This window comes from Spirosoma sp. (assembly GCF_026391055.1).
Taxonomy (GTDB): domain Bacteria; phylum Bacteroidota; class Bacteroidia; order Cytophagales; family Spirosomataceae; genus Spirosoma.
On sequence record NZ_JAPLET010000022.1, the window covers coordinates 824005 to 838871 of the forward strand.

At 48.7% G+C, this 14867-nt stretch carries 12 protein-coding genes; 7 read left to right on the forward strand and 5 right to left on the reverse strand.

Annotated features, from left to right (window positions below; all coding sequences use genetic code 11):
- Positions 1 to 643 precede the first annotated feature (643 nt).
- Positions 644 to 898 (forward strand): hypothetical protein, encoded by a 255-nt coding sequence (locus NT073_RS18625; protein WP_297376424.1) that lies wholly within the window; start codon positions 644 to 646, stop codon positions 896 to 898.
- A gap of 502 nt (positions 899 to 1400) precedes the next feature.
- The gene (locus NT073_RS18630) at positions 1401 to 2300 is read left to right on the forward strand and encodes an oxygenase MpaB family protein (RefSeq protein WP_297376425.1); all 900 of its coding nucleotides are present in this window, start codon (positions 1401 to 1403) and stop codon (positions 2298 to 2300) included.
- Positions 2301 to 2309: 9 nt separating this feature from the next.
- Here NT073_RS18630 and NT073_RS18635 read toward each other — a convergent pair whose 3' ends face one another.
- The 3 genes from NT073_RS18635 to NT073_RS18645 form a co-directional block, all read right to left on the reverse strand.
- Entirely contained in the window at positions 2310 to 3269 is a 960-nt protein-coding gene (locus NT073_RS18635; RefSeq protein ID WP_297376426.1) for a glycosylase, read from the reverse strand.
- A 53-nt stretch (positions 3270 to 3322) separates the two neighbouring features.
- Entirely contained in the window at positions 3323 to 4753 is a 1431-nt protein-coding gene (locus tag NT073_RS18640; RefSeq protein WP_297376427.1) for a glycoside hydrolase family 30 beta sandwich domain-containing protein, read from the reverse strand.
- 67 nt (positions 4754 to 4820) lie between these two features.
- Positions 4821 to 6458 (reverse strand): SulP family inorganic anion transporter, encoded by a 1638-nt coding sequence (locus tag NT073_RS18645; protein WP_297376429.1) that lies wholly within the window; start codon positions 6456 to 6458, stop codon positions 4821 to 4823.
- Between the two features lie 105 nt (positions 6459 to 6563).
- Between NT073_RS18645 and NT073_RS18650 the strand changes: the two genes are divergently transcribed.
- The 4 genes from NT073_RS18650 to NT073_RS18665 all read left to right on the forward strand — a co-directional run bounded on the left by NT073_RS18650 (position 6564) and on the right by NT073_RS18665 (position 9858).
- Entirely contained in the window at positions 6564 to 7754 is a 1191-nt protein-coding gene (locus NT073_RS18650; RefSeq protein ID WP_297376431.1) for an SAM-dependent methyltransferase, read from the forward strand.
- A gap of 51 nt (positions 7755 to 7805) precedes the next feature.
- The gene (locus NT073_RS18655) at positions 7806 to 8489 is read left to right on the forward strand and encodes a hypothetical protein (protein ID WP_297376432.1); all 684 of its coding nucleotides are present in this window, start codon (positions 7806 to 7808) and stop codon (positions 8487 to 8489) included.
- A gap of 490 nt (positions 8490 to 8979) precedes the next feature.
- Entirely contained in the window at positions 8980 to 9378 is a 399-nt protein-coding gene (locus tag NT073_RS18660; protein ID WP_297376434.1) for a hypothetical protein, read from the forward strand.
- 192 nt (positions 9379 to 9570) lie between these two features.
- Positions 9571 to 9858, forward strand: coding sequence for a hypothetical protein (locus tag NT073_RS18665; RefSeq protein WP_297376435.1), 288 nt, complete (start codon positions 9571 to 9573; stop codon positions 9856 to 9858).
- Between the two features lie 67 nt (positions 9859 to 9925).
- Here the strand turns inward: NT073_RS18665 and NT073_RS18670 are convergent, their stop codons facing one another.
- Both NT073_RS18670 and corA read right to left on the reverse strand, forming a co-directional pair.
- A complete protein-coding gene (locus NT073_RS18670) occupies positions 9926 to 12433 on the reverse strand; it encodes a bifunctional UDP-N-acetylmuramoyl-tripeptide:D-alanyl-D-alanine ligase/alanine racemase (protein ID WP_297376437.1) in 2508 nt (835 codons plus the stop codon).
- Positions 12434 to 12441: 8 nt separating this feature from the next.
- Positions 12442 to 13524, reverse strand: coding sequence for a magnesium/cobalt transporter CorA (gene corA / locus NT073_RS18675; RefSeq protein WP_297376439.1), 1083 nt, complete (start codon positions 13522 to 13524; stop codon positions 12442 to 12444).
- A 182-nt stretch (positions 13525 to 13706) separates the two neighbouring features.
- Between corA and NT073_RS18680 the strand changes: the two genes are divergently transcribed.
- On the forward strand, positions 13707 to 14855 hold the full coding sequence (locus NT073_RS18680) for a glycoside hydrolase family 18 protein (protein WP_297376441.1): 1149 nt from the start codon (positions 13707 to 13709) through the stop codon (positions 14853 to 14855).
- Positions 14856 to 14867 lie beyond the last annotated feature (12 nt).

Here is a 14867-nt window from a genome sequence, read left to right on the forward strand (position 1 = left end):
ATAGCCTCATAACACAGAACTCACCCAACCATTATCTTCTTGACAATCAAAGGAATAATCAAGCTTTAACCGGTAGTATCAGGACTAAAAAGAGGCCAATAAGCAGATATTTTTATTGAAGCTGGCCATGGATAGACGTAGTAATGACTGACTTTACTTAGAGTAGAATCTATAATTTCGTTAACTCTACATCAAGTAAGAGATTATATATTCAGGCAAATGTACACAATTAGTTATTTATACTTCTTATATGTATACAATTTTAATTTTCTTTTTCTCTATTGTTTAATCAAATGCATTTAAGTTTGCCCCTGTCTCAGGAGACCTCTGACAAGACATCATCATAAATAAAGGCAGAGATTTGAGTAGCGGCTGTATTGTCGATTAATCCTAACTAAACCGGATGCACACCTCAGTATTTTGTAGGTACGTAGCCTTTCTGATTGAAACTGATTGAAAGTCTTTTCCAGACAACCGATTTAACATTCCAGAACTATTGATTTTTTCGTCTGAAAAGCATTTTTCACCGAAAAATTGGCCGCTCAACGGAGCAGATGATTTAGCTCACCGAATACGCTGACATTCGTCAGTGAGCAAGCTAATTAACCGCTATACATTTGAATGAACGTAACAATTAACCTTCATGCTATTATTATTCACAACCCAGGACATTAACGCTAGCCAGCGAAATTTTTCATGGTGGTTTACTACCATAGAGACAGCCCTTGACGCACTCAGCAGTATCGCATCGAGAGAAAATAAGCTTATTAAAGCGGAGCTAATTGATGAAGATCATCGCATTTCACTTCCTGTTGATGCCTTCGACGGCAGCTTCTTATCACCTGTAATCAACGAGCTAGAACTAGAGTGGCAGTTTCTATTAAATGAACCTGCCTAACGCAGGTAGTACCTGTTCCGTTTAAGACTAATTTCAATAAGCATGGAGTAAAATCCCACCGTTAACTTTTACTGCATAAACCGTAACTAGGCTTAATTTATAATTCGTTCTGCAAGAGATATTACCGTAACTGAAGATAACATGAATGATTGCAAGGTCCGGGATTAGGCCTCAACTGGCTTAATCCCGCCTTAACTTAGTGTAGTCATAAACCATACTGTTGCCTATTACTTTAGTAGCTATATATACTATTTACCAGATTAAATGCTTTACACCCTACCCTAAACTTGTAAATGAATAACACAAGCGGACAGGCAGGTGGTGAAGTCTCTCCCGGGTGGCACGTTAGCCGTTCGGGAGAGTTTTTTTACAGGCATCTTAGTTAAAATGTTCGGGCTCTTAATCGCAAACAGTAACATAGTATTGTTGTACTGCTTATTTCTGTACGTATTTTGCATTAATTTGTAATTCGTTGCACTCCAATAAATCCAGCTCTTTCCTCATGCGTGCTACGTATACCAAACGACTCGGCCTGTTCCGAAATCCGGCAGTACAACACGAATTGGAGCGTCTTGACCCCATTCGCGACAACCAGCGTATGGTGCACTTACTATCGGCCTACGAATTTCCCTTCGATATTACCCGGGCACTGGAACTGGCCTTGTTTCACACTTACGCCAGTCCGCGCGTATCGGGTTTACTGGCCCGCACCGGCGAATTTGAGCGACACGGACAAAAGCGGTACGACGACACCAGCCGCCTGATTTCAGAGTTCCTCGAATCAGGCTACGACAGTGATAAGGGCATGCGGGCCATCACCCATATGAATCAGATTCATGATCACTACAAAATCGATAATGCCGATTTTCTGTTTGTGCTGGCCACGTTCGTGTTTTATCCCATCGACTGGCTACGCCAGTACGGGTGGCGAAAACTAACGGTGGCGGAAGAGCAGGCATTCTTTTATTTCTTCCGGGAGGTAGGGCATCGAATGAACCTGCGTGACCTTCCCGATACCCTTGATGAATTTCGGACGGCTACCGACGCCTATGAAAACCGGTATTTTCGGTTTACGGAGAGTAATCGAAAGATAGCGGATGCAACTGTTCGTATCGTTCAGGGCTGGTTTCCCCGCCTGCTGCACCCGGTTGTGCAGCCCGCTTTCTCGGCACTGATCAACGATAAACTACGGCTTGCATTTGGCTACCAGAAACCGCCGGGCTGGTTTACGGGGTTGATATCGGCCTCCCTATGGATTCGTAAATGGCCGCTCCGCTGGATTACCTTCAAGCCTTACCCTGCCCTCATCGAAAACGCAAGCTTTCGCTATTATCCGGACGGCCCACCCGATATTGAAGCTGTCGGCCCGGAACATCTTGTAAAGGGGCAACCAGAAATCTAGGGGGCAGTATTACTTTAATCTCCTGCCAGTATGTACCGGCAGGAAGACGCTAACAGCCGGATGCATGGTAAAAAGTCGAAACTCAGACCCGTCATTCACCAGAATTCCACTCGACCGATTCCCGCCGACGATAGGATTACCGTTGTATTTTGTCCAGTGAATCAAGTCTTTCGATACCGCTACGTTAGTAGACCATTCCCGCCAGTCGGGAAAAGCCGATGCATGGTAATAGGCATAATAAGCTCCCTTATAACGAATTACCTGATTCATTGCCACCGCGTAGCGATCGTACTCGGCTGGTCCTTTGGTTAGGACCGGCTCATCCTGCACATTGGTCCAAACGGTCAGGTCTTTGGATGTTGCGAGCCAAACGGCCGCATCCTTCCGTTCATAAAACAAGTACCATATTCCTTTTTCCCGCCAGATTGTGGGCGTACCGTAAGGCCCTTCACTCAGTGGCTGGTTATTCGTGTACCGAATATCAAGCGGCCCCTGTTCTTTCCAGTGGATTCGGTCGGTGGAGGTAAGCAGGTGAGCCACATCGTTCTCCCCTTCCGCAAACATGTAGTATATAGAACCGGATTTACTTACCGACACATCTTCAACCCAGGAGGTGGAATGGATTGGATTGCCTTTGTAACGGGTCCAGGTGAGCCCGTCCGGCGAGGTGGCATATCCTAAAGAGCGGTTTTGATTTGCCCCGTCCCGGTAACCCGTATACCACATGTGGTAGATCCCGTCTTCGTGAAGAATATACCCTCGCTCCCGAATCTTCTGATCCCAGGTGTCGGCGCCTGTTCCCGTAAAAACCGGATTGGACGGACCCGGTGAGAACGTAGTCAGCTCAGCCGGGAAAGTTGGTGCCGCCGGTTTAGAAAACGGGCTAACCGGCACAAACGACAAGCTGACCGCCACAAGAACCAACGCTGAAAATACGGTATAAGGGGCTATTCTGACGGAGGTTTGCATAAGTATTTTAGAGGGTAGAAACCGGCGAAACTGTAAAAAGCATTTATATTATGTTACCAGACCAGGCTTCCTACAGCACCACTGGCCAGCGTCAACCGGGCGTGTCTGCCTTTATTTATAATACGAACGGGCTGCGCGGATGGGCTATCGTTCAGCACGATCACAACCGTTTTTCCGTCAGGTGTTTTAAACGCAACGTTGGGTAGAAACGCAGGCAGGTTAGACTCAATGCGAACAGAACCCGGCCGGACAAATTTTGCCGCCAGCGCAACAATGTAATAGGCCGGGTTGCGCTTTACGGTATTGCCCCTGATGGTCAACGCACCCAGGCATTGATCGCATCCGCCGGGTGTATGCGGCTTTTGTTCAGGATCAGCGGCCAGATTCCATTCCAGTACGGTGCGGCTCCAGTTGCGGGTAGCTCCGATAATCAGCTCCCGAACATGCCAGTTCAGGTCGCCTTTCAGATTGCCCGGCGCACCGATCCACTGTTCAGTGAAATAGATATTCTTATCCGGATACGCTTTATGCACCTCCGAGAGGGCGCTGATCGGACCAGCATACAGATGAAACGCCGACCCATCAACGTATTTTCGAGCCGCTGGATCAGCCAATACCGACAGGGGGTAGTCGGGCCGATCGGCATTATGATCGTAAAGAATAATTTTAGTTTTAAGTCCGGCTTTTTCGAAGGCTGGCCCCAGGCTTTTCCGAATGAAAAGTGCCTGTTCGGCAGGCAGCATCAACAAACTGGGGTTGTTGCCCGGATGTAATGGCTCATTCTGAATAGTAATCGCATCAATCGGAATACCCGCCTTCTTCATGTCCTGAATGTAACGGACAAAATACTGTGCGTAAACATCGTAGTATTCCAGTTTCAGACTTCCCCCCTTTGAGTTTCCGTTGGATTTCATCCAGACGGGTGGCGACCAGGGCGAGCCAAGGATTTTGAGCGCAGGATTTATTGCCAGAATCTGTTTTAGAACCGGAATCAGATATTGCTCATCAGGGGCCAGGCTGAATTTAGCCAGGGTTGGGTCGGTTGCTCCCGCTGGCAGATCGTCATACGAAAACACGCGTTCATCCAAATCCGATGCGCCGATGCTTATCCGCAGATAACTAACCCCGATTCCCTTCCCAGCCGTCGAAAAAAGTTCGGTCAGCAGGGCCTTCCGTGTTGTAGCTTCCATCTGATCGATCAGCTGTGCACTACCTCCCGTTAAGGTATACCCGAACCCATCAATAGACTGATAGGTTTTAGTCTCGTCTACCCGGATTGTGGCTGGCAACTCTGCTTTGAGCGCGCCATCATGAAAGGCAAGCGGAGTCTGCTTCCTAAACAAAACAGCATGAACAGGGTCTGTCAGCCAGAATTCGACTTGCCCTGCGTTACCCGATTTTATGGGCGATTGGGCAGCGGCAAGCCCACAAACAGATAGAAGCAGGCTGAGAGAAAACCAGCCAGGCGGTTTAAATCGTTGCATAAGTGAGTTGACAGCGAGCCGCAGACTGGGCTTTTGTCTGATCGAAAAGACACATATGCCCGCGTCTCTACTGAATTGAACCGGTAATCGGTAACGTATCCGCCTGTATTTCCGTTGCTCCGCGTTTTCGTTTACGCTGGTTCAACACCACATTTTTCAGTTCGTACCGAATGCCCTGAATGGATGCTATGTCCTGGTAGTCATGCAGCATGTTGTAAATATCGTGGTCGATAAACAGGGCTTTACTTCCATCAATCAACACATCGTCGCCCGGTTGTAGTGAATTGAGAGCTTCCTTGAGTTGTGGCTTACTCAAAAAATAGAGGTCTTTCTGAAAGTCAATCGTTACATGGCTACCCTCGCGAACCAGGCTGAACGTTGACTGGAAATTGGTGTAAAGCACATAGATAATCCCTATTACCGATCCCAACGCAATACCAATCAGCAGGTCGGTAAAGACAATCCCCGCCACGGTCACCATGAAAGGAACAAACTGGTTCCAGCCATCATGATAAGTCTTCTTAAAAATAGCAGGCTTTGCGAGTTTATACCCCACCATAATCAGTACGGCCGCCAGACAGGATAACGGAACGTAGTTTAATAGCGGCCCGCCCAGAAAAACAGCCACGACTAAAAACACACCATGCAGAATAGCCGATATGCGTGTACGCGCTCCCCCGTATACGTTAGCTGACGTGCGCACAACAACCGACGTGACGGGCAACCCGCCAATCAGCCCCGATACGATATTACCGATACCCTGAGCCACTAACTCCTGACTTGTGGAGGATACCCGTTTGGCGGAATCCAGCCGATCCGAAGCTTCCAGATTCAACAGCGTTTCAAGGCTGGCAACCAGGGCGATGGTTGCAGCAATACCATAAATTTTAGGGCTTAACAGCACACTGAAGTCCGGAAAATCAAAGATGGACAGTATACTCGTGCCCGGTGTTAGGGTCGGTATCTGCACCATATGCTGATGGGCCGTATTACCCAGATACCAGTCTGGAACAGCGACCCGAAAATACTCATTGAGGGCAACGCCTAACACAACGACAACCAGAGCCGCCGGAAAATTCTTAAAGAAGGCCCGCGTACTTCGTCCCGCTGTTCGCTCCCATACAATCAGAAAAGCCATTGATATAAGGCTGATTATCACGGCACCGGTGCTGGCCGTTTCAATAGCCCGGTAAATTTCTGAGATCGTATTTTCACCATCAGCCAGTTGCTGAAATTCAAACTCACCTTCGTAATCGTTATCGCGGCCCAGCGCGTGGGGAATTTGCTTCAGGATAATGACAATGCCGATAGCCACCAGCATTCCTTTAATGACGCTGTCTGGGAAAAAACTACTAAAACGACCGGCCTTGATCAACCCAAAAATCAACTGGATTAGGCCAGCCAATACCACAGCCGCTAAAAATGCCTCATAAGAGCCTACTTTTGCAATGGCATCGGCAACGATAACGGCCAATCCAGCAGCAGGACCACTCACACTAACTTCCGAACCCGAAAGCAGCCCAACCACAATGCCCCCAATTACACCGGCCACCAGGCCCGAAAATAAAGGAGCTCCAGAGGCCAGGGCAATGCCCAGACAGAGCGGTAGGGCCACTAGAAAAACGGATAACCCGGCCGGAAAGTCATAGCGAAAGTAACTCGCCTTGTAGTGCGTGAGGGTGTGAAGCGGATTAACACGTTTCATACGAAGAGTATAATAGTTGAGTAGGCTTACCCGCAACACTGAGGTATCAATCCAGGAGGCAGAAATTAAAAAGAGATTAAAAGGAAATTAATACTGATCGTGACCATGCTTTCTTTACCTGAACGGGTGTACATACGAAACCACCTGACCGACGATGTCCGGGCCTTATTACTGAAGACCGCACCGGCTGGGATGGACATCAGAAAACTAGCGGCTCAGATAGCGGCCCGGCAGAAAGCAAAAGAGAAATTACCTACCTGGTATGCCAACGATGACCTAGTGTTTCCGCCGGGTCTTTCGGTTGAACAGGCTTCTTCTGAACAGACAGCCCGGTACAAAGCATCGTTCGTGAGCGGGCATCAGCTGCTGGATCTTACTGGCGGGATGGGTGTTGATACCTGGGCTTTCGCTGAACGAATGGAACGGGTTCTCTACGTAGAACGTAATCCCGAATTGGCCACTCTGGCCGCGCATAACCTTCCGCTTCTGGGTGCGACCAATGTTACCGTCCAAACCGGTGATGGGCTGTCATTACTCACAGCATCAGACAATGCGCCCGTCGACTGGCTTTATCTGGACCCCCACCGGCGGGACGAAGTGGGGGGCAAAGTTGTTCGGCTTCAGGACTGCGAACCCGATATTACCCGGCCCGAAACCCAACTGGCTTTACGAGCAACATCGAAGCGTATTTTATTGAAAGCCTCCCCCCTGCTCGATATCGATCTGGCGATCCGTCAGTTGGCAAATCCCGTGAAATCTGTGCATATCGTGGCCGTTGAGGGCGAAGTTAAAGAGGTATTATTTATCCTTGACAATCAATACATTAACCTTGATAAGATAGAAGTTAACACCGTTAACCTACTCTCTGATCGACGCATAGAATTCGGTTTCAGCTGGGATGATGAGCGTTCGGCAGATGTTGCTTTCGGCGACCCGCAGACCTACCTCTACGAGCCCAATGCCGCTGTATTGAAAGCGGGTGCCTTTCGGCTAGTGGGGAATCGGTTTGGTTTGACAAAGCTGGCACCTAACAGCCATTTGTACACCAGCAGCGAACTTCAGGATGATTTTCCGGGGCGTATTTTCAGGCTTCAGCAATTAATTAAACCCGATGCAAAAGCGCTTAAACTGGCAGTACCTCATCTAAAAGCAAACCTGACAGTTCGAAACTTCCCGCAAACGGTAGCTGAGTTAAGGAAAAAATTATCTTTACGCGAAGGAGGAGACGTTTACATCCTTGCAACTACCCTCCTCAACGGCGATAAGCGCCTGTTGATAACCGAAAAAGTTGCCTGATCTTTTTTATCAACTCACGCCCGGCTCGGTGCCAGGCTTACCCACTACCCCATGAAATCCATTCTACGTATCATTCTGATCTGCTGCCTTTTAGGCCCATTCTCTTCAACGGTTGCTCAAACTGTCTATACAGGTGAAGGCACCGTTGACAAAACCAAATTAACAGGCCTTTATTTAACCATTCAGGGCGATGGCAAGCAGATTGAAAAAGATTGGGAAACCAAACTGCAGACGTTTGGGCGCCTTATTTCATCAAGAGGAACGTATCGTGTAACCAATGCCAGTATCCCATCTATTTCATCAGAGCCTATTAATCTGGTAAGCACGGTAAAGTCAACACGTACATCGGCTACGATTTTTTCATCTTTCGATCTTGGCAGTGGGAATTTCGTAACAACCGGGGGCACGGGTTACGCGGCAGCCGAAACCCTTCTGAAAGAATTTTCGAATAGTACGCTGTTTGGACAGGAGGTTCGACTGGCAGAAAGCAGCTTCGATGAGGCACAGAAGAATCACCAGAAACTTGTGCGTAATGGAGAGCGACTTGTGCGTGAAGTTGAACAGAATGCAAAAGAAAAAGAACGGTTGCTAAAACGCATTGACGAAAACGCCAAGCAACTCGAACAATTAAACAAAGATATTACGACAAACAAAACTGATCAGGAAGCAGCGCTTGTCGAGTTGGAAAGCCGAAAAAAGAACGTCGAAGCGGTGAAGGCGAAAAAGAGTAATTAAGGCCACACTGCAACCGGTTACCAATAGCTTCTCTGCAAGGCTTCCGTAATTTTACCACCACGGTCGTACAGCCTACGATATGATTTTATCAATTATTAATTCACTTATACTAACCTTTAGCTCAGCTGATGAGTTAGTTAATAAAATATTTTAAGTTTAAGCTCAAATTAAGCTGATATCTGCCAACAATCTGTGCTAACAAGACGTTGAAATCACTAGAAGGCGGGAGACTGCTTTCGTAGGGGTGCTCAGGTATCTAATTTGAGCGCTCCTAGGTGTGGATAGATAGCGGAAAGCCCGGTTACACTGTAGCCGGGCTTTTTTGTAGGTAAGCTCCAAAGATTTTATAGACTTGATTTGCTTGAGTAAGTAGTTTTAAATTCCTGAAGCCTTCTCCTACTATTATTATAAATGGTATAGGGAATCAACCGCCCGGCTGCAATGTGGCTGGGCGGTCTTGTTAAAAAACACGTCAATCGAACAGATCAATATGAAAATCTTTAGTATCGCGTTTGCTCTTCTGGTTGCTTTTTCCGGTCTGGCCTCTGCACAGACAAAGTCTATCGAAAGCGAAAAGTTTGTTCTACTGAACAATGGAGCCACCCTTGGCATGATCATTAAATCAGTCATCAAAGCGGATAAACAACGACTCAAATTAACCGATCAGCAAGTGCCGAAAGCTAAAGAAATTATTACCAATGCAGTCGTAAAATTTAATGACGGTGTAAAAAAACTGAAGTCATCCGGATTGACGAATAAAAAACTACGAGCGCTCGCAGTAGCCATAGAAACAAATAAAGTACTTGATTACAAAGCCATATTAACACCGGCCCAATACTCCATTCTAGTAGCCAGCCATAAAAAGATATATCCGGAAAGTAACGTTTGAAAATGGATAGACTCTTACAGTTTGATCAATATAAAAAACGCCAGTCCAAACATGAACTGACGTTAGTATATTCACAGTAAAATTGTCAACCTATTCAAATATAAATCGGAAACGATTTAATTGAATCAATATATGTAATTATTATAATTTAAACTTGCTGAAATGTAATGCTTTTCTAAACGCTGCTGGCGCATGAATTATCTACTCCTCCTCATCGGCTTGCTACTGCTTTTGGCCTGGTACATCCGGGACAGAATACTTGAAAAGAAAAAACCGGCAGCTCCACCGGGCGACTATTGGGGAACTGTGCTGAAGCCGACAACCGGTAAGCAAGTGGAGGAATGCTCACCAGATAATACTATGGATTCAACCGCCAACCCGACACCGGGCAATGGGCTAGGTCGATTGTATTATGGTGTTCCTGGCCGAAGCTACAAAGGCTATATCTGGAATGGGCGTATAATCACCAGGAGAAGTTAAGACACAGCCAGGCGTCCGTTTTCTCCCGGTGACATTTTGTAATCCGGCCTAATGACCGGCTCCTCTTTTAGTTTCCTTCCTTAAAAAACACGCGCTTGACCCGCTCACTTACGCTGGTCAGAATTTCGTACGGGATGGTTCCCATTCGCTGGGCCAGGTCTGTAATAGGAAGCTCAGGGCCAAAAATAATCACCTCGTCACCTTCGCTGACCGATGCGCTCGTCACGTCGATCATGGTCATGTCCATGCAGACACTCCCAACGGTTGGGCAGTGGGTGCCATTGACCCATACATCTCCAACTCCATTCCCCAGCCGACGGTCGTACCCATCCGCATAGCCAATCGCCAGGGTGGCAATACGGGCGTCGTGGTCCAGCACGCCCCGGCGGCTATACCCAACCGACTCACCTGCGGCAACCGTTTTAATCTGGCTGACAATGGTACGAAGGGTGCCGACTGTTTGCAGGGCTGACTGCTCGGTGCCGGTTGCTTCGACGCCGTACAAGCCGATGCCTAGCCGTACCATGTCCAGTTTGTAGTCGGGGAAGCGAACGATACCCGCCGAGTTGAGCAGATGACGCTTGGGCATATAGCCAAGCTCTGCCGCCAGAAATGCAGTACACCGCAAAAAGGTCTCGTACTGCTGTCGGGAAAAAGGGTTAAACTGGGCATCGTCGGCCCCTACCAGATGACTGAACACCGTGGCAACGTGCAGGCTTGGCTGGCGTTTCAGAAAGTCGGCAACGACGGTCAGTTCACGCTCCAGAAACCCAAGCCGGTGCATTCCGGTATCTATTTTGAGGTGGATGGGATACGTTGTCGACTGCGCACTCCCCGCTGCGTGCTCCCGACCCCTTAAAAACTCCTCCCATTCCCGCAGAAGCCGCAGGCTGTAAATTTCGGGTTCCAGCCTGTATTCGAGCAGGGTGGCGAAGGTTTCGGGAGCGGGATTCATGACCATTATCGGCAAATCGACGCCATTCTGTCGGAGCGATACCCCTTCATCGGCATAGGCGACGGCGAGGTAATCGACCCGGTGAAACTGAAGCAGTTGCGCCACTTCGGCACTGCCGCTGCCGTAGGCAAATGCCTTGACCATCACCATAATCTTCGTTTCGGACGGGCCATCGTCCCGACTGATGCGCTCGCGGTAGTAGTTCAGATTATGCGTCAGCGCGTCGAGATTGATTTCCAGAACCGTTCCGTGGACTTTACGTTCAAGCCGGTGTACAATCCGCTCGAACGAGAACGGCCTTGCTCCTTTCACCAGAACGGTACTGTCTCGAAGCTCGCTAAACGAAAACTGCGCCAGAAACTCCTCCGTTTTTGCAAAGAATTGACTGCCATCGGCGAAAAACTGCCTGTTCCGGCTTACGACCGGTCCAATACCAATGAACTGCCCAATGTCATTGGCCCGCATCAGGTTACCCACCTGCTCGTACAACTCCGCTTCGGGCTGGCCCGTTTGCAACACGTCCGACAGAATGACGGTACGTCGGCTGCGGGTGCCCTGCTGGTTGAGAAAACGAAGGGCGAGTTGCAGGCCAACCATGTCGTTATTATACGAATCGTCGATCAACTCACAATTGTTGATACCTTCTTTTTGCTCCAGCCGCATGGATACGGGCCTTAGTCGATTCAGGCGACTTTGCAGTTCAGTAGCCGACCAGGTCCGTAACGACAGCATCGTTACCAGGCAGTGCATCAGGTTTTCGACCGAAGCCGGGTCTGTAAACGGGAGGGTCAATGACTGATCAAACCCGATGTTATTGCCCGTGAGACTGACCTGATCGCCCTCAACCCGTCCCTGATAAGTCGCTTTTTGACCGGTTACCGACCACGTGATGAGCCGCATGTCGGGATTAACGGCCTTCAGCAGTAGGTTTACTTCCTCGTCGATATCTGCGTAGTCCGTGCAGTAGATGAGCGTACCAGCATGAATAAAGAGCCGGAGTTTCTCGGCCACTTTCTGCTTTCGGGTGCGGAATCCCTCATCGTGGGCGGTGCCTATGTTCGTAAAGATGCCGATGGTAGGCCGGATCATGGCTTCGAGGGCCTGCATTTCCTGGGTTTGCGAAATACCGGCCTCAAAAATCCCCAAGGTATGACTCTCGTTCAGCTGATGTACAGACAGCGGTACGCCTAACTGCGAATTGTAGCTTTTTGGACTTCGGGCAATCACGTACTCATCAGCGAGGAGTTGCGCCAGCCATTCTTTTACAATCGTCTTTCCATTACTTCCGGTAATACCAATAACCGGAATACGAAACTGCCGGCGGTGTTCAGCAGCCAGCGTTTGAAGCGTTTGTAAACTGCTGTCGACCTCGATAAACTGAGCCTCGGCATAGGTTGTCAGTTCCTCCCGTCGCTCGCGGGTCAGTGCTGATCGCTCAATAACAAACTGGCGAATACCTTTGCGATACAGATCGCCGATGAACGCGTGTCCGTCGTGGTGCTCGCCCTGAATGGCGAAGAAAACAGCATCATTTGCCAGCGAATCCGCTGCATGCCCCGTTACCTGCCTTGAATCGGTAAACCATTGGCGGTTTACCGATTGATTTTTTGTTGTTACCATATCCTTAATTACATCCACCGTCGCCGACGAAAATAGGCGATCATGCCAATTGTTACCAACGTCATGATTGCCCAAACAACAAAGTATCCATTCCTGGTGTGAAGTTCCGGCATATTGTCGAAATTCATTCCATACACGCCCACAATAAACGTCAGTGGCATGAAGATAGCCGAAAAGATCGTCAGCGTTTTCATGACCGAGTTCATCCGGTTGCTCACGATGGAATAATACACATCCATTAAACCGGCAATTAATTCCCGATACGAGTCTAGGGTTTCAATTACCTGATTGACATGGTCGGACAGGTCCCGCAGATACGGAATTGTGGTATGCTGGATCATGTCTGATTCGCCCCGAAGCAATGTACCGACAATATCCCGCAGCGGGTTGATGGTTCGCCGGATAAAGGCCAGTTCGCGTTTGAGTTTATAGAGCGTAGACAAGGTTTGCTGGCTGGCTCTTTCTTCCACGATTTCCTCTTCCAGTTCATCCATTTTTTCACCAATCCGTTCGGTGATCAGCAAATAGTGATCGACCATCACATCCATCAGTGCATAGAGCAGGTAATCGGCCCCGTTGCGACGGGTTTTTCCCGACGACGCTTTTATGCGTTCAATTACCGGCTCAAAAATATCCTTCGATCGCTCCTCCTGAAACGAGATAAGGTAGTTCTTACCGAGCACCAGACTAACGTGCTCAATATCGATTTCCTGCCTCTGGCGGCTGTGGTGCAGGTATTTTAGGGTTATGAATACAACGGTATCGTCGTACAGATCAAGCTTTGGCTTCTGCTCCGTATTGACCACATCTTCGAGCAGCAGTGGGTGCAGGTGATACTGCTGACCAATAGCCGATACCACTTTAGGTTCGTGAATGCCATCTACATCCACCCAGCTCACAAAAGGAGCTTCGGCCGGAGGAATTTTGCAGGCACTCAGTTTACTGCTATCGTCAATGGAATAATCGGTGGCGTTATAATTTATTCGTTTGATTTTCGTAGCGTGTTCGATCTCCTGCCCTACATAAGTAAGCGTGCCGGGCGATGTGCCGAGCAGTTTTTCGGCCGAGCGATTGTGCCGGTGTTTCGACATAAAGTACTAAGTAGTCCGTCTGGTAAACGGGTGTAACGTCTCGCAAAGATAAATCAACTACACGGCACGTTCGGGAATGTTCAGAAAATGATGTTTTACCGGCCAGCGTGTCTAGTCAAACAGCCCGTCCTCCTTACCTTTGCCCATCAGCCCAAACGCTGACTCACAACGCTATACTTCCTATGAAAAAAGTTCTTTCTATCGTTACCCTTGTGCTGGTGCTGCTCGGGCAAAATCTGTTGGCTCAAACCACAAAATCGCATCCATATGTCGTCATCGGCTACGTAACCGGCAACGGCTGGACAAAAGATCAGATCGAAGCGCAGAAACTGACCCACATCAACTATGCATTTGGCGTTCCGGACGAAAAAGGCGAAATCGCCCCCCTTACCGCCAAAGATGGCGAGAACCTGGCAAAACTCACTTCGCTCAGAGCCAGCAATAAAGATCTCAAGATCTTACTTTCCATTGGTGGCTGGGGCGGCTGCAAATACTTTTCTGATGCGGCTCTCGATGATGGCTCCCGCCAAAAATTCACGAACAGCGCCGTTGCGATCTTAAAAAAACACCAGCTCGATGGTATCGATATCGATTGGGAATACCCCGATCAGATCGGTGCCGGGAATATCTACCGCCCCGCCGATAAACAAAACTTTACCCTGTTCCTGAAATCCCTGCGGGATGGGCTGGATAAACAGGGGAAGCTGGACAAGCGCACGGGCAAAAATCATTACCTGCTCACAGCCGCCACCGGGGGCGACACGGCTTTTGTGAACCATACGGAATTAGGCCAGGCCCAGAAATACCTCGACTATGTCAATATCATGACCTACGATCTGTATCATGGCAACGACAAAGTGACGGGCCACCATAGCCCACTGTTTCAATCGGCCAAGGGCGACCATTCCCGAAACAGCAGCGCCGATGCCGTCGATGGGCACATACGGGCGGGCGTACCGGCGAGCAAAATCGTGCTCGGACTCCCTTTCTACGGGCGAGGGTGGTCCGAAACACGGGATCAGGATAACGGACTTTTTCAACCATCGACGGGTAAACATTACTTTATCAGCTACGATGAACTGATGGCTAAGTACATTAGCAAGAATGGATACACCCGCTATTGGGACTACGATGCCAAAGCCCCGTATCTCTGGAATCCGGACTCGCGTACGTTCATCTCCTACGCCGACCCCGAGTCGTTCATCTACAAAGTTGAGTACGTAAAATCGAAGAAACTGGCCGGGGTGATGTTCTGGGAATACATTTATGACCTTCAGCAGAAAAGTATACTGCTGAACACATTGGTCGGGGAATTAAACAAACAGAAGTAAACTGGATTATCG